Here is a 15148-nt window from a genome sequence, read left to right as displayed (position 1 = left end):
GAACACATGATGTTAAATAGATTAAGTGGCAAGCGATGGCGTCCGTTGCAATAAAGGAGCGCATTAGCGCTTTGCGCGAACAGCTCGAGTATCATAATTACCGTTATTATGTGCTTGACGCGCCTGAAGTCAGCGATGCGGAATACGATCGTTTATTTCGCGAATTGCAGGCGCTGGAACAGCAGTATCCTGAATTAATTATTCCCGTTTCCCCTACCCAGCGCATCGGCGGTACAGCGCTCACAGAATTTACCCAGGTTACTCATACCACTCCGATGCTGTCGCTCAATAATGCGTTTAGCGATGATGAAGTCGTGGCATTTGACCGGCGCGTGCGCGAAGCAAGCGATTTGCCGACGATCGAATACGCAGTGGAACCCAAATTCGATGGTCTGGCGATTAGCCTGGTGTACGAGAACGGTCAGCTGGTGTCGGGGGCGACGCGCGGCGACGGTTATGTCGGCGAGGATGTCACCGCCAATCTGCGCACGATACGTGCCATTCCGTTGAGCCTGACGCTGGCTAATCCGCCTGCGCGCATGGAAATTCGCGGCGAAGTCCTGATGCTGAAGTCTGATTTTGCTGCATTGAACAGGAGCCAGCGCGAACAGGGTCTGAAAGAATTCGCTAATCCCCGCAATGCCGCAGCGGGTTCGCTACGGCAACTGGATTCGCGTATTACCGCCACGCGCGGCTTGCATTTTTTTGCTTATGGCGTCGGCCAGTGTGAAGGCGGCGTTTTGCCGGCGACACATGGCGAGGTGATGAATCAGCTGATGGTGTGGCATATGCCGGTGGCGCAGGAGCGTGCTGTCGTGCAGGGCGTGGACGGATTGCTGGCCTATTATCGGCAAATGGGTGCGGCGCGCGATAGTCTGGCTTTCGATATCGATGGCGTGGTGTATAAGGTTAATGATCTGGCATTGCAGCAGCGTATCGGTTATGTAGCGCGTGCGCCGCGTTTCGCCATCGCGCACAAGTTTCCGGCTCAGGAAGCGACTACCCAATTGCTGGATATCGATGTGCAAGTCGGACGTACCGGGGCGCTCACGCCGGTAGCGCGGTTGGCACCGGTAGCGGTTGGCGGGGTTACCGTGACGAATGCTACCTTGCATAATGAAGATGAAATCCGGCGCAAGGGCGTGCTGATCGGCGATTGGGTCAATGTGCGGCGGGCTGGGGATGTGATTCCCGAGGTCGTGTCGGTGGTCACGTCACGGCGCCCGCAGGATGCACGCGAATTCGTCATGCCGGTCGTGTGTCCGGTTTGCGGGTCGCATGTGGTGCGCTTGCCTGACGAAGCCGTGGCGCGCTGTACTGGCGGATTGTTTTGTCCTGCGCAGCGCAAGCAGGCGTTATGGCATTTTGCCAGCCGCCGGGCGCTGGATATCGACGGACTGGGCGAAAAGCTGATTGAGCAGTTGGTAGATGCGGGGCTGGTCAACAATCCGGCGGATCTGTATCGGCTGGGTTTGCTCAGTCTGGTCAATCTCGAGCGCATGGCTGAAAAATCCGCCAGCAATCTGCTTGCGGCGATTGAGCACAGCAAGCATACGACTTTGGCCCGGTTTATTTACGCCTTGGGTATCCGCCATGTCGGCGAGCAGACCGCAAAAGACCTGGCGCGTTACTTCGGCAAGCTGGAAACCATGATGGCGGCAGATGAAACGCAGTTGCAGCAAGTTCCGGAAGTCGGCGAGGTGGTGGCCAAATCGATAGTGCAGTTTTTTGCCGAGCCGCATAATCTGACGGTGATATCGCTGCTGCGTGCGGCAGGTGTGTGCTGGGATGAAACCGTGCCCGTCAGCGTGAAGCATGGTTCGATTGCAGGGAAAGTTTTTGTGATTACAGGTGCGCTACCGCACATACGGCGTGATGAAGCGACTGCTAAAATTGAAGCTTTGGGTGGCAAGGTGTCTGGAAGTGTGTCGAAAAAAACCGATTTTGTACTGGTTGGCGCGGAACCCGGCAGCAAATTCATCAAGGCGCAAGAATTGGGGATTACTCTATTGGACGAAGACCAATTCATCAATTTAATCAGTGAAAGCAATGGAGAGCGGGATGGGTAAAGTTACAAAAGCGGTTTTTCCGGTAGCGGGCATGGGGACGCGGTTTTTGCCCGCGACCAAGGCAATGCCGAAAGAAATGTTGCCTGTCGTAGACAAGCCATTGATACAGTATGCGGTCGAAGAGGCTATCGCTGCCGGGATTACCGATCTTATCTTCGTGACAGGTCGCAGCAAGCGCGCGATCCCGGATCATTTTGACAAGGCCTACGAACTCGAAGCGGAACTCGAGCAACGCAATAAACAGAAATTGCTGGATCTGGTGCGCGGGATTATCCCGTCGCACGTGACTTGCATCTATATCCGTCAGGCTGAGGCGTTGGGGCTGGGGCATGCCGTGTTGCGGGCGAAACCGGTAGTGAATAATGAGCCTTTTGCAGTGATACTGGCGGATGATCTGATCGATGCGTCTGTTCCGGCCATGAAGCAAATGACGGATCTGTATGATTATTATCAGTGCTCGATTTTAGGGGTGCAGGAAGTGTCGCGCGAGGAAACCGGCTCCTACGGTATTGTTGCCGCACAGCCGATGACGGCGCAGTTGAGCAAGGTGGAAGCGATCATTGAAAAGCCCAAGCCGGAAGTCGCGCCGTCGACGCTGGGTGTGGTTGGGCGCTATATTCTGACACCGCGTATTTTCCATCATCTCGAAACCATACCGTTCGGCGCGGGCGGCGAGCTGCAACTGACTGACGGCATCGCCGAACTGCTCAGGGAACAGCAAGTCCTGGCTTATGCATTCGACGGTGTGCGCTATGACTGCGGTAGCAAGCTCGGTTATCTCAAAGCCACGGTTGAATATGCGCTGAAACACCCTGAAGTCGCCGACGAGTTCCGCGCTTATCTGGATTCGCGCTGCGATTTAAAGATTTAACACTTGCAGCAAGTCAGTCTCGAGTTGCAGGCGCAATTGGGGCTGATCGAGTTCAGTCCCCTGTATCATGAAGGTATCCTCGGCGCGTTCGCCCAATGTGCTGATTTTGGCGGCATACAGGCTGATATTGTGCTGGTACAGCACTTGGGCAATGGCGAATAGCAGTCCGGGTCTGTCTCCGGCGATCAGGTTCAGGGTATAGAGCTTGCCGCTCTCATCCGGGCGCAAATTGACTTCCGCATTGATGGGGAAATGTTTGAGATGTCGGCTGACACGACCGCGCATTGCGGTTTTGAGCCCGGTATGCGCGTTGAGCAGCTGCGCCAGTTCGTGTTCGATATAGCTCAGAAAATCACGGTAGGCGATTTCGCGCTGATGCTTGTCGAGGATGAGGAAGCTGTCGAGTGCATAGCCGTTGCGCGTGGTGTGTATCTTGGCGTCAACGATGGTGTAGTTGATCGCTTCGAAGAACGCGCATATATGGGCGAATAAGCTTGGCTCGTCCGGTGCGTAAATCATCACCTGCACCCCTTCGCCAATCGGGCTCAAACGCGCGCGTACCACCGCCGCAGGCGAATTCACGCGGTGCCAGAGCTGCCGGCAGTGCCATGCAATTTCCTGCGGTTCATGGCGCAGAAAATAACTGTCCGCCAGGTTGTGCCAGAGCGCGTCTTCAGTGTGCGGTGACAGGCCGTACAAGCGCAACAAATGCGAGGCCTCGGTTTTGGCGATGTCTATACCGCTGCGCAGCTTGGTGTTGCCGCTCAGCTGACGGCGGCAGGCATAAAACAGGTCTTCGAGCAGCTTGCCTTTCCAGGCGTTCCATACAGTCGGGCTGGTGCCGCGTATATCGCAAGTTGTAAGCAGATATAGCGCAATCAGATGGCGCTCATCCGGGATGCGCCGGGTAAAGCGTGCGATCACTTCAGGATCGGATAAATCCTGTTTCTGTGCGGTCGAGGAGAAGCTCAGATGTTCCCCGACCAGCCATACTACCAGCTCCGTATCGGTTGCGGATAATGCGTGCTGCCGGCAGAAGCGTCGGGCATCCACCATGCCCAGGGTAGAGTGGTCTCCGCCACGGCCTTTGGCGATGTCGTGAAACAATGCCGCCAGATACAATAATTCAGGATGTGCAAAGCCGCTGATAAGGCGGCTGGCAAGCGGGTGTTCATGCGCCAGCTCGGGTATGGTGAGGCGGCGCAGGTTACGCAGTACGGTGAGAATATGCTCATCCACTGTGTAGATATGATACAAATCATGTTGCATTTGGCCGACGATACGTCCGAACGCCGGTATGTAGCGCCCCAGAATGCCGTAGTGGTTCATGTTGCGCAGGGTCCGGGTAACCTGCTGCGGCGTGCGTAATATTTGCATGAATTGCGCATGATTGACCGGGTCGCGCCGGAAATCCGCATCGATTCGGCGCCGCGCGCGCCACAAGGCGCGTAACGTGGATGCGCTCATGCCGGTTAATTCAGGGTGTTGCTGCAACAGCAGGAAGCTTTCGAATATGGCGCCGGGCTGGCGTTCGAATAAACTGTCATCGATGACTTTGAGCAGATTGTCGCGAATCTGGAAACGTGCATTCAACGAAACAATGGGTAGCTGGTTGTTGCCGGAGATGCGTGCGCGCAGGCTGGGTAGCAGGATGTCCCGCATCTGCGCAACGATCTTGGCGCTGCGGTAATAGCGCTGCATGAGTATCTCGCTGGCGCGCCGCGTGCCGGTGGCGCGTATATGATACTGCTCGGCCAGGTTGTGCTGATAGTCAAACAGCAGACGGTCTTCGCGGCGGCCGGCAAGATAGTGCAGGCGTGTCCTGAGATCGAACAGGAAGCGTTCCAGCATCTGGATCTGGCGTGATTCGTCAGGGTTCAGCAGCCCCGCCTGGACCAGGTCGTGCCAGCGCGCGCCGATGCCTGCGGCCTGGGTTAACCAGCGCAGGTTGTGCAAATCGCGCAGACCGCCAGGGCTTTCCTTGATATTGGGTTCCAGCTGGTAGGCGCTGTCATTGAATCGGGCATGGCGCTGATCCTGCTCCAGTAGCTTGCCTTCAAAGAAAGCGCGTGGATCGAGTTGCTGAATAAAGCGTTGCTGAAATTGCTGGTAGAGCGGCTGATTGCCGGTGAGGAAGCGTGATTCCAGCAGGTTGGTTTGTATGGTGATGTCGCGGTCCGCTTCTACCAGGCATTCATCCGGTGTACGTACGCTGGGGCCGACTTCCAGACCGATATCCCAGAACAGACCGATCAATCGCTCTATGGCGGATTGTTCAGCGGGCTGGGCCGGATGCGCCAGCAAGATCAGCAGATCAACGTCGGAATAAGGGAATAATTCACCGCGTCCATATCCGCCGACCGCCACCAGTGCAGCACTGGCAGGCAGGTCGATCGAATGCCATAGTTCGCGCAGTACTTCATCGACCAGTTGCCGGTAGCGTGACAACAGTGAGCGGATGGGGGTGCCGGCAAGGAAGGCCTGCTTGATGGCAGCGCGCCCGTCACGTAACTGCACGCGCCATGTGTCGGCGTGGGTGGCGGGTGCAATGGCAGCCATTATTTTGCTGTGACGAAGTCCGGCACAGGCGGGGTGCCGGCAGATACGGTCATCACTTCAAATCCGCTATCGGTGACCAATATGGTGTGTTCCCATTGTGCCGACAAACTGCGGTCTTTGGTGACTATGGTCCAGCCGTCGTTGAGCTGGCGAATATCGCGCCGGCCTGCGTTGATCATCGGCTCTATGGTGAACGTCATGCCGGCCGTCAGTTTCAGGCCTGTGCCGGCACGTCCGTAATGCAGTACCTGGGGTTCTTCATGGAAGTTCTGGCCGATGCCGTGTCCGCAGAATTCGCGCACCACACTGTATCCCTGTGCCTCGGCAAATTTCTGGATGGCGTGACCGATATCACCCAGCAGAACGCCGGGACGTACCATTTTAATGCCGTGCCACATGGCCTGATAAGTGATCTCGCACAGACGTTTGGCATGCGGCGCGACTTCACCGACATAAAACATGCGGCTGGTATCGCCATGCCAGCCATCCTTGATCACCGTGACGTCTATATTGACGATGTCGCCATTCTTGAGCTGTTTGTCGCCGGGTACGCCATGGCATATCTGCTGGTTGATCGAGGTGCAAATGGAGCGCGGGTAGGGGGCGTGGCCAGGCGGCGCATAGTTGAGCGGCGCCGGTATGGTATGCTGCACATCGACCATATAATCATGGCAAAGTTTGTCCAGTTCGCCGGTGGTGACGCCGACTTTGACAAACGGGGTGATGTAATCGAGCACTTCGGCGGCGAGCCGGCCGGCAATACGCATTTTTTCTATCTCCGCTGGAGATTTGATACTGACTGACATGACTGATATGTATGTAAAAAGTGGATGGCTAAGGATAATGTATGACAGGCGAATGGTCAATTTTGTTCGTTTCGCGGTGGAAAAGCAAAGGTAACTTGTCAATTGGATGGTTTCGTCCTATAATCGCGCTCTTTTTAATTCAATTGGTTAGGCACTCACGATGGTTATAATTCGTCTTGCGCGTGGCGGCGCAAAAAACCGCCCGTTCTACAACGTCGTTGTTGCGGATTCGCGCAATCGTCGCGATGGTCGCTTCATTGAGCGCGTTGGTTTTTACAATCCGGTAGCTAAAGAAGGCTCCGAAGCGCTGCGTTTGAGTCTTGATCGCGTTAATCATTGGGTTTCCCAAGGCGCGCAGTTAAGTGATGCAGTAGCCAGACTGGTCAAAAACGAAAGTGCTAAAGTCGCTGGATAATCTGGTGGTGATGGGGCGGATTGCTGCCCCTTACGGCGTCAAGGGCTGGATGAAAATCCAGACTTTCAGCGAAGCGATAGATACGCTTGCTGATTATTCAGAGTGGTATGTCAAGCGTGGCAATGACTGGCAGCTGTATACGGTTGCCGATGCCAGGGTGCATACCAAGGTGCTGGTTGCGGCATTGGCCGGGGTTGCTGATCGCGATCAGGCGCTGGCATTAAAAGGTTGTGAAATAGCGGTAGAGCGTGCCTCGCTTCCGGCTGCACAGGAAGGCGAATACTACTGGTCCGACCTGGTCGGGCTGAATGTGGTGAATCTGCGCGGCGAAGCATTCGGTACCATCGAGCAGATACTCGAGGCCGGTGCGCATGACGTGCTGGTGGTGCGGGGCGAGCGCGAACATCTAATCCCGTTCGTGGGGCAGATCGTCCGCCACGTCGATTTGGCAGCGCGCACGGTTCAGGTGGATTGGGAGCTGGATTACTGATGTCGCCCGCGCCATTGCAAATTGACGTGGTGACGCTGTTTCCACAAATGTTTGCGGCAATCAGTGAATCCGGTATCAGCGGCCGCGCGTTTGCGCGGCAATGTGCCCGGCTGCAATTGTGGAATCCGCGTGATTTCACGACTGATAACCACCGCACGGTCGATGATCGTCCTTACGGCGGCGGGCCGGGGATGGTGATGCTGGCCGAGCCGCTGGAGGCTGCGCTGGATGCCGCTGAAGCGCGACAGCGCGAGATTGGGGTAGTCAGGCCGCACCGGATATATCTGTCCCCGCAAGGACGTACGCTGGATCATGCGTTGGTGATGGAATTGGCGGCGCGTCCGGGCCTGGTGTTTTTGGCCGGGCGCTACGAAGGCGTCGATCAGCGTTTGCTGGATCAGCGTATAGATGAATACATCTCTATCGGCGATTATGTATTGTCCGGTGGGGAATTGGCAGCGATGGTGGTGATAGACGCCATTGTGCGGCAGTTGCCGGGTGCTTTGGGTGATGCGGATTCGGCAGTGCAGGATTCCTTCGTGAACGGCTTGCTGGATTATCCGCACTACACCCGTCCCGAAGTTTATCGCGGCGTACTTGTGCCTGCGGTATTGATGGGTGGCAATCATGCAAAAATACAGCGCTGGCGGTTGCAGCAGTCATTATTGGCGACGCAACGGCTGCGCCCTGATTTATTAGCCAAGCGTGGAATGAGCGCGGCAGAAATTGACTTGCTGGCTTCGGGCCAGCAGGAAAATAAACCGGATTAGGCGGTTTGCCCGGTCCGGTAACAATAAACCCCGTACGTCAAGCGGCGGCTTGCTCCGTACGGTAAGGTCAGAGACCTCTTTTTTAGTTCAGGAGAACGCAATGAATTTGATTCAACAGTTGGAACAGGAAGAAATCGCCCGTTTGGGTAAAACCATCCCTGCTTTCGCACCGGGCGACACCGTAGTCGTTAGCGTGAAGGTTAAGGAAGGTACTCGCGAACGTCTGCAGGCATACGAAGGCGTGGTTATCGCCAAACGTAACCGTGGACTGAATTCCGCATTTATCGTGCGCAAGATTTCCGCTGGTGAAGGTGTGGAACGTACTTTCCAGACTTATTCACCGCTGGTCGACAGTATTGAAGTGAAGCGTCGCGGTGATGTGCGTCGTGCCAAGCTGTATTACTTGCGCGAGCGTTCGGGTAAATCCGCGCGTATCAAAGAGAAACTACCAGCCAGAAAAGCCAAGGCAACTGCTGCTTGAGTATTGGCTATCGCTGTTAAAAAGGGCAGATCCGCGGATCTGCCCTTTTTTATTGCAGCGTCGACTTTGGCGAGCCGGGAGCTGTTCAGCGTTGCGGCAAGGCGATACTCAATGCCAGCTGTTTGAGTGCATCCCAGGGATCTTCGTTAACCAGCCCTTTGATCATGCGATCTATTGCAGCGGCTTGTCTCAGGCAGTGGGTGAGCGTATCCAGTTTGACGCGTTGCAGCGCCTTTTCAACCATGGTCTGACGGCTTTCCCATACACCGACATCGCGCATCAGTCTGGCGGGGGCTATGCCGCTGTTCTGGGCGGTCTTCAGGCGGGTCAGAATGCGCAGTTCGCGTGTGATCGTCCACAAGATCAGCGTGGGCGCTTCGCCTTCGTTGCGCAGGCCGTCCAGCATGCGCATCAGGCGCGGCACATCGCTCAGCAACAATGCATCGGCGAGTTTGAATACATCGTAGCGCGCAACATCCAGCACTGCCTCGCGTACACTGGCGAAATCGAGTCTGCCGGCGGGAAACAGCAGTGCCAGCTTGCGTATTTCCTGTTGCGCTGCCAGGAGGTTGCCTTCGACTTTTTGTGTCAGAAAACGCAGGGTATCGCTATCAGCCTGCTGCTTCTGCTGTGCCAGGCGCTCGCCGATCCAGCGCGGCAATTGTTCATTGCTTACCGGGTAAACTGCGATCGTGGCGCCGGCATTGTCCAGTGCGGTAAACCATTTGGCCGCCGTCGCCTGGCGGTCGAGCTTGGGTAGGGTGATCAGGGTAACGCTGTCGGCAGGCAGGGCGGCGCAGTAACTTTGTAACGCCTTGCCGCCGTCTATGCCCGGCTTGCCGGAGGGAATGCGCATGTCGACGAGACGGCGGCTGCTGAACAGGGACAAGTTGTTGCCGCTGTCCAGCAGGGTTTGCCAGTTAAAGCGTCCCTCAATCTGATAAATCTCGCGTTCGCTGTAGCCTTGTTCGCGCGCCGCCTGCCGTATCTGGTCGGCGGCTTCCAGCACCAGCAGCGGCTCATCACCATAGACGCAGTAAAGCGGTTTTAAGTCTTTGGCGAGATGCGATGCGAGCTGTTCGGGTTTGATGCGCATGGATTATCTGGTTTGATGCAGAAGTGCGATGCGGCGCAGGATCTGCTGTGCCGCATCGTTCTGCATGTCGCGATAATCCAGTTGCTCTTCCGAGCCTTTGGCCAGTACCAGCGTGTCGTTGTAACTCATGTCGCGACTTAATACGATTTCAGTCGGTGCAAGTATCTCTTTGCCTTTGGGCGCAAGCAGGCGGTATTTGACGCGGTATTGGAGCTGGTATTCGCCTACGCGTCCCGTCCCGGAAAGAGACAGGATCACTTTATTGCTGGCTTCCGACAGGATCTGTATGGTGCGTTCGGCCGTATCGCTGGATTTGGCGAGGCGGTTCTTGTGGCCGCCGGCACGGATCATGCGCTGCAGATTACCCACCAAGGGTGAGCCGGGGTTGCCGTCGACATAGAGCGAGGTATAAGGGATGTCGGCTTGTCCGCGCAGCTGAAAGCCGCACCCGGTAACCAGTGCGCTGATGCTTAACATCAGCAAAAACCAAAGCTTCACAGTAATTTTCATTTTGGATATCCGTCTGAAAAAACTAATTAGACCACGATATTGATCAATCGTCCCGGGACAACGATCACTCTTTTCGGTGTCTGCCCGGCAATGAATTTCTGCACGCCTTCATGGGCAAGCGCCAATTGCTCGATTTGATCTTTTGCTGCTGATTTGGATACCGTGATTTCGCCTCTGAGTTTGCCGTTGACCTGGATCATCAGCGTCATTTCATCCTGTACCAGCGCACTTTCATCAGCGACGGGCCAATTCTGCCCGGCCAATTCGGTACCCGGGCGCAGTTCGCTCCACAGTGCTTCGCAAATATGCGGAACAATCGGCGACAGCATGATGGTTACATGCTCGAGCACTTCCTGTGCCACGCTGCGGGCAACGGCATCGGTAGCCGCCAGTTTGTCCATGCTGTTGAGCAGCTCCATGATGGCGGCGATGGCGGTGTTGAAAGTCTGGCGGCGGACATAATCGTCGCTGATTTTCTGAACGGCGCTATGCAGCTGAAAACGCAGTGCCTTGAGTTCCATGCCGAGTTCTCCCCCGCGATATGCGGTTGCCGGGCCGGCGCTGACATGCTCGAAACAGCGCTTCCACAGGCGGCGCAGGAAGCGGTGAGCGCCTTCGATGCCGGCGTCCGACCATTCCAGGCTCTGCTCCGGCGGTGCGGCGAACATCATGAACAGACGAGCGGTGTCGGCACCGTAGCTGTCGATCAGCAGCTGCGGATCGACGCCATTGTTTTTGGATTTCGCCATTTTTTCGGTGCCGCCGATGACGACCGGCAGGCCGTCGGCCTTGAGCACGGCATCCAGTGGACGGCCGCGCTCATCGCTGCGCACCTCGACTTCGGCAGGGTTGAACCAGTCCTTCTTGCCATCGCCGAGGTCGCGGTAAAAGGTTGGTGCGATGACCATGCCTTGAGTGAGCAGACGGGTAAATGGTTCGTCGGAAGCAATCAGCCCCTGATCTCGGATCAGCTTGTGGAAGAAGCGGGCGTAGAGCAGATGCAGGATCGCGTGCTCGATGCCGCCGATATACTGGTCGACCGGTAGCCAATGATTGGCGCGGGAGTCGAGCATGGCGTCTGTGCAATTGTGGCTGGCGTAGCGGGCGTAATACCACGACGATTCGACGAAGGTATCCATGGTATCGGTTTCGCGCCGTGCCGGCTGACCGCATTGGGGGCAGCTGCATTCATAGAATTCCGGCATTTTGGCCAGCGGCGAGCCGGCGCCGGTGACGACGACATCCTCGGGTAACACGACCGGCAACTGGGCTGCAGGCACCGGCACATCGCCGCAATGCCCGCAATGGATGATGGGAATGGGGCAACCCCAGTAGCGCTGGCGGGAAATGCCCCAGTCGCGCAGGCGGAACTGGGTGCGCTTGCTGCCCAGTCCTTTGGCTTGCAAGTCGGCAGCGATGGCTTCCAGCGCGGCATCGAAGCCGAGTCCGTCATATTTGCCGGAGTTGACGCATACGCCGTGTTCGCCGTAACTGTCCTGCCATGGTGCGCTAACCTCGCTGTATTCCCCGTTGGTTGAAGCGATGACGGTTTTCATCGGCAAGCCATATTGCTGGGCGAATTCGAAATCACGTGCATCGTGTGCCGGTACCGCCATCACCGCGCCTTCGCCGTAACCCATCAGCACATAATTGGCGACCCAGACCGGCAGCGTTTCACCGGAGAGCGGATGGGTGACGGCGAGGCCGGTATCCATGCCTTTTTTGGCCTGGGTAGCGACGTCGGCTTCGGCGACGCTGCCGCGTTTGCATTCGGCGATAAATTCGGCCAGCGCCGGATTGCTGGCTGCGGCGAGCGTGGCCAGCGGGTGTTCGGCGGCCACGGCGACGTAGGTAGCACCCATCAGGGTGTCGGGGCGGGTGGTGTAGACCTTGAGCACGCCTTCAGTGCCGATGCTGCTCACGTCATAAGGGAAATGCACTTCGCAGCCGAAGCTTTTGCCGATCCAGTTGCGCTGCATGGTCTTGACCTGTTCCGGCCAGTGCGGCAACTGATCGAGCCCGCTTAACAGTTCGTCGGCATAGGCGGTGATGCGCATGTAATACATCGGGATGTCGCGCTTCTCCACCAGGGCGCCACTGCGCCAGCCACGGCCATCTATTACCTGTTCGTTGGCGAGCACGGTGCAGTCTACCGGGTCCCAGTTGACCGAGGCGGTTTTTTTGTAGACCAGACCCTTCTTGAACAGCTCGGTGAACAGCCATTGTTCCCAGCGGTAATATTCCGGGGTGCAGGTGGTGATTTCGCGGTCCCAGTCGATCGCCAGGCCCAGGCTCTTGAGCTGGTTGCGCATGTGCGCGATATTGGCGTAGGTCCAGGCCGCTGGTGGCACATTGTTCTTGATGGCGGCATTTTCTGCCGGCAAGCCGAATGCATCCCAGCCCATGGGTTGCATGACGTTATAGCCCTTGAGGCGATGGAAGCGCGCCAGCACGTCGCCGATGGTGTAATTGCGCACATGCCCCATGTGCAATTTGCCGGACGGGTAAGGGAACATGGACAGGCAGTAGTATTTGGGTTTGTCGCTTTGTTCGGTCGCCTTGAATGCGGCGCTTGCTTCCCAGTTGCGCTGAGCGTTGGTTTCAATTGTTTGGGGTTGGTAGTGGGCTTCCATCTTTTTTGCGCGTAAATGATTCCAAAGTGGCATATTATACCTTGCTAACATGCTTGCGCGTGGACAGCGGGGCAGCTTAAAAGTTATACTGTGAAAATATCTGATATTTTTTATACTTCAATGGAGTCTCTATGTCCAAAAAACATCCTGTGATTGCTGTAACCGGTTCGTCAGGCGCAGGTACAACGACGGTTAAGCGTGCTTTCGAACATATTTTCCGCCGGGAAAACATCAACGCCGCGGTGATCGAAGGTGACAGCTTTCACAGTTTATCGCGTACCGAGTTCAAAGCCGCAATGAGCAAGGCTGAGGCCGCTGGCAATAAGCATTTCAGCCATTTCGGTCCTGAGGCCAATCATTTCGACAAGCTTGAGGCTTTGTTCAAAAGCTACGGTAAGGATGGCAAGGGTAAGAAGCGTTATTACATCCATAGCGATGAAGAGGCTGCATTTCACAACAAGCGTTTAAACACTAAATTGTCGGCAGGCGAATTTACGCCTTGGGAAGATGTGCCGGCCGATACCGACTTGCTGTTTTACGAAGGTTTGCATGGCTTGGTAGTCGATGGCAAAAATAAGGTTGATGTTGCCAAGTACGTGGATCTGGGTGTAGGCGTGGTGCCCGTGGTGAATCTGGAATGGATCCAGAAAATCCACCGGGATGCGGCTGAGCGCGGCTATTCCGCCGAAGTGATCGTGGATACCATCATGCGCCGCATGCCTGACTATGTGAATTACATCACGCCGCAATTTTCGCGTACACATGTCAATTTCCAGCGCGTGCCTACGGTGGATACCTCCAATCCGTTCATCTCACGCGACATCCCTACTCCGGATGAAAGCCTGGTGATCGTGCGTTTCAGCGACCGTAAAGGCGTCGATTTCCCTTATCTGATCAACATGATCCCCAATTCCTTCATGTCGCGTTCCAACACTCTGGTCGTGCCGGGTGCGAAAATGGGTTATGCGATGGAACTGATTCTGGGTCCTATGATCGAGCAGATGATTGCCGCAAAAAAGAAATCGTGATGCCGTATGTGATGTGATAAAAAGCCGGGCTTGCCCGGCTTTTTATTGCCCGGAAGAGATTACAGGAAAGTGAAAAATTTGAGAAACGGTCCGGCGAGTAATGGCTGGCGAATCATTCTTCGATAATCGCCGGCAATAAACTGCAATTGGCGGCTCGCTACCGCTACGCCAAGGCCGGTAATGCCCGGACCGTTACCGCGCCATTTTTCCCATTGTTCCGGTTTCGCGCGCAGATCCCATTCGATTGTGTGGTTGGCGTCCGCTTCATAGGTTTGGGCGTGGATGATGCGACCCTGGGAAATTTCCAGCACCACTTCAGGTCGTGGATGATCCAGATAGCCGAAGGCGACGACGGAATCAAAATTGGCCGTAGCCAGTTGATTGACCATTTCGACATTGCTGTTCCATTTGTTTGAGAAACGTTTAGCCCATGCTTCAGTGAATAAAGCTTCCATGTTGTCTCCTGTAATTATGGTTTGTTTTATATTTTATCGGCCGAATATAGCAGAATTCACGCGGTTTGTGGCGAGTAGTTATGTACCGGGGAGGCAGGCTGATTGACCTGTGCCGCAACGTTTTCGGGTCGCGGCGCTACTTGAAGAAATCGGCATTGCCGGAAGTGTGCTTGAGGCGTTCCAGAAAGTTCACGAATGGCAAACCCAGTCCGGCTTCCAGTTGCTGTGCGCGTTGCTGCAATAAGCGCTCGGATTGCATCGCCGGCTGTGCTGCGAAAGCAAAGACAAGGACATTGCCGCGTTTCTCCGCTGGCAGGCACACGATGCGTTGCTCGAAAACTTCAGTGAGACGTTGCAGGTAGATATCGAATTCCGGATCGCTGCCCCATAAATTTACCGACAACACTCCCGTTGCAGTGAGGGCTTGCGCGCAACGGCTGTAGAAATCCGTGCTGGCCAATGCTTCGACCTGAAATCCGGCATCAAAACCGTCGAGCAGTATGCAGTCCCAGCCTTCCTGATCCACGATGAATTGTGCCGCGTCAGCCTCGGTGACACGTAGTCGCTCATCATCGTCCGGCACGAAGAAGAACTGGCGAGCCGCCTGGATGACCTTGGGATTGATCTCGACTGCCGTAAGCTGCATGGCGGGGAACTGGTGATACAGAAATTTCGTCAGGGAACCGCCGCCCAGCCCGATCAGCATCGCGTTGGCCGGCGTCTCGGTGAAGAGCAGGAACCCGAGCATGGCCTGGGTATAGGTAAGCTCCAGTGCGTTGGGTGCGGCAATGCGCATCGCCGACTGCACCGTGTCGTTGCCGAGGTGCAGATAGCGTATGCCATTTTGTTCGCTGATCTCGACGGTGTCGAGGTCAGATACCGCTTTATGTATGCGGCGTTTAAAGAATCGCATCGTGGTGCTTTCGTGTTGAATCCGCCAAGTCTAATCGCGGTTTCTGTTAAAA

Annotated in this window: 14 protein-coding genes; 7 read left to right on the top strand and 7 right to left on the bottom strand. The window is 55.9% G+C overall.

The annotated features are described in order from the left end of the window. Positions 1–35 precede the first annotated feature (35 nt). Positions 36–2069: an NAD-dependent DNA ligase LigA gene (gene ligA, locus CAP31_RS11695; RefSeq protein ID WP_087447694.1), complete on the top strand. Its 2034-nt coding sequence runs from the start codon at positions 36–38 to the stop codon at positions 2067–2069. Further along, positions 2062–2940 (top strand): UTP--glucose-1-phosphate uridylyltransferase GalU, encoded by an 879-nt coding sequence (gene galU, locus CAP31_RS11690; protein WP_087447693.1) that lies wholly within the window; start codon positions 2062–2064, stop codon positions 2938–2940. The genes ligA and galU overlap by 8 nt, the downstream gene beginning before the upstream one ends. On the opposite strand, the gene CAP31_RS11685 is transcribed toward galU, so the two are convergent. Both CAP31_RS11685 and map read right to left on the bottom strand, forming a co-directional pair. After that, the gene (locus CAP31_RS11685) at positions 2929–5499 is read right to left on the bottom strand and encodes a [protein-PII] uridylyltransferase (protein ID WP_087447692.1); all 2571 of its coding nucleotides are present in this window, start codon (positions 5497–5499) and stop codon (positions 2929–2931) included. The two genes, galU and CAP31_RS11685, sit on opposite strands and share 12 nt — an antisense overlap. After that, positions 5499–6305, bottom strand: coding sequence for a type I methionyl aminopeptidase (gene map / locus CAP31_RS11680; protein ID WP_087447691.1), 807 nt, complete (start codon positions 6303–6305; stop codon positions 5499–5501). Before map ends, CAP31_RS11685 begins: the two co-directional genes overlap by 1 nt. 160 nt (positions 6306–6465) lie before the next feature. Between map and rpsP the strand changes: the two genes are divergently transcribed. The 4 genes from rpsP to rplS all read left to right on the top strand — a co-directional run bounded on the left by rpsP (position 6466) and on the right by rplS (position 8461). Further along, a complete protein-coding gene (gene rpsP, locus CAP31_RS11675) occupies positions 6466–6720 on the top strand; it encodes a 30S ribosomal protein S16 (RefSeq protein ID WP_087447690.1) in 255 nt (84 codons plus the stop codon). Beyond that, a complete protein-coding gene (gene rimM / locus CAP31_RS11670; protein ID WP_369802405.1) occupies positions 6701–7210 on the top strand; it encodes a ribosome maturation factor RimM in 510 nt (169 codons plus the stop codon). The genes rpsP and rimM overlap by 20 nt, the downstream gene beginning before the upstream one ends. Next, complete coding sequence (gene trmD, locus CAP31_RS11665) at positions 7210–7980, top strand: tRNA (guanosine(37)-N1)-methyltransferase TrmD (RefSeq protein ID WP_223247268.1); 771 nt, start codon at positions 7210–7212, stop codon at positions 7978–7980. Before rimM ends, trmD begins: the two co-directional genes overlap by 1 nt. A gap of 100 nt (positions 7981–8080) precedes the next feature. Beyond that, positions 8081–8461 (top strand): 50S ribosomal protein L19, encoded by a 381-nt coding sequence (gene rplS, locus CAP31_RS11660; RefSeq protein WP_087447688.1) that lies wholly within the window; start codon positions 8081–8083, stop codon positions 8459–8461. An 85-nt stretch (positions 8462–8546) separates the two neighbouring features. Here rplS and holA read toward each other — a convergent pair whose 3' ends face one another. From holA to leuS, 3 genes are read right to left on the bottom strand one after another with little or no spacing between them, the layout of a single operon-like run. Further along, on the bottom strand, positions 8547–9557 hold the full coding sequence (holA, locus tag CAP31_RS11655; RefSeq protein ID WP_087447687.1) for a DNA polymerase III subunit delta: 1011 nt from the start codon (positions 9555–9557) through the stop codon (positions 8547–8549). A gap of 3 nt (positions 9558–9560) precedes the next feature. Next, positions 9561–10067 (bottom strand): LPS assembly lipoprotein LptE, encoded by a 507-nt coding sequence (gene lptE, locus CAP31_RS11650; protein ID WP_223247267.1) that lies wholly within the window; start codon positions 10065–10067, stop codon positions 9561–9563. A gap of 26 nt (positions 10068–10093) precedes the next feature. Continuing rightward, a complete protein-coding gene (gene leuS, locus CAP31_RS11645; RefSeq protein ID WP_087447686.1) occupies positions 10094–12700 on the bottom strand; it encodes a leucine--tRNA ligase in 2607 nt (868 codons plus the stop codon). 131 nt (positions 12701–12831) lie between these two features. Here leuS and CAP31_RS11640 point away from each other — a divergent pair, with 131 nt between their 5' ends. Then, positions 12832–13728: a phosphoribulokinase gene (locus CAP31_RS11640; protein ID WP_087447685.1), complete on the top strand. Its 897-nt coding sequence runs from the start codon at positions 12832–12834 to the stop codon at positions 13726–13728. Between the two features lie 59 nt (positions 13729–13787). Here the strand turns inward: CAP31_RS11640 and CAP31_RS11635 are convergent, their stop codons facing one another. Both CAP31_RS11635 and CAP31_RS11630 read right to left on the bottom strand, forming a co-directional pair. After that, positions 13788–14183: a hypothetical protein gene (locus CAP31_RS11635; protein WP_087447684.1), complete on the bottom strand. Its 396-nt coding sequence runs from the start codon at positions 14181–14183 to the stop codon at positions 13788–13790. Positions 14184–14319: 136 nt separating this feature from the next. Continuing rightward, a complete protein-coding gene (locus CAP31_RS11630; protein ID WP_087447683.1) occupies positions 14320–15096 on the bottom strand; it encodes a polyamine aminopropyltransferase in 777 nt (258 codons plus the stop codon). Positions 15097–15148 lie beyond the last annotated feature (52 nt).

Origin of the sequence: Sulfuriferula sp. AH1 (assembly GCF_002162035.1) — a bacterium.
In the GTDB taxonomy this organism is placed as follows: Bacteria; Pseudomonadota; Gammaproteobacteria; order Burkholderiales; family Sulfuriferulaceae; genus Sulfuriferula.
This window is presented reverse-complemented; position numbering and strand designations above follow the sequence as displayed.

What these genes read in the sequence shown, in the direction of transcription:
- rpsP (WP_087447690.1), top strand. Translation starts at nt 6,466, where the DNA reads ATGGTTATAATTCGTCTTGCGCGTGGCGGCGCAAAAAACCGCCCGTTC.
- CAP31_RS11630 (WP_087447683.1), bottom strand. Translation starts at nt 15,096, where the DNA reads ATGCGATTCTTTAAACGCCGCATACATAAAGCGGTATCTGACCTCGAC.
- trmD (WP_223247268.1), top strand. Translation starts at nt 7,210, where the DNA reads ATGTCGCCCGCGCCATTGCAAATTGACGTGGTGACGCTGTTTCCACAA.
- lptE (WP_223247267.1), bottom strand. Translation starts at nt 10,067, where the DNA reads ATGAAAATTACTGTGAAGCTTTGGTTTTTGCTGATGTTAAGCATCAGC.
- CAP31_RS11640 (WP_087447685.1), top strand. Translation starts at nt 12,832, where the DNA reads ATGTCCAAAAAACATCCTGTGATTGCTGTAACCGGTTCGTCAGGCGCA.
- ligA (WP_087447694.1), top strand. Translation starts at nt 36, where the DNA reads ATGGCGTCCGTTGCAATAAAGGAGCGCATTAGCGCTTTGCGCGAACAG.
- leuS (WP_087447686.1), bottom strand. Translation starts at nt 12,700, where the DNA reads ATGGAAGCCCACTACCAACCCCAAACAATTGAAACCAACGCTCAGCGC.
- map (WP_087447691.1), bottom strand. Translation starts at nt 6,305, where the DNA reads ATGTCAGTCAGTATCAAATCTCCAGCGGAGATAGAAAAAATGCGTATT.
- CAP31_RS11635 (WP_087447684.1), bottom strand. Translation starts at nt 14,183, where the DNA reads ATGGAAGCTTTATTCACTGAAGCATGGGCTAAACGTTTCTCAAACAAA.
- holA (WP_087447687.1), bottom strand. Translation starts at nt 9,557, where the DNA reads ATGCGCATCAAACCCGAACAGCTCGCATCGCATCTCGCCAAAGACTTA.
- rplS (WP_087447688.1), top strand. Translation starts at nt 8,081, where the DNA reads ATGAATTTGATTCAACAGTTGGAACAGGAAGAAATCGCCCGTTTGGGT.
- CAP31_RS11685 (WP_087447692.1), bottom strand. Translation starts at nt 5,499, where the DNA reads ATGGCTGCCATTGCACCCGCCACCCACGCCGACACATGGCGCGTGCAG.
- galU (WP_087447693.1), top strand. Translation starts at nt 2,062, where the DNA reads ATGGGTAAAGTTACAAAAGCGGTTTTTCCGGTAGCGGGCATGGGGACG.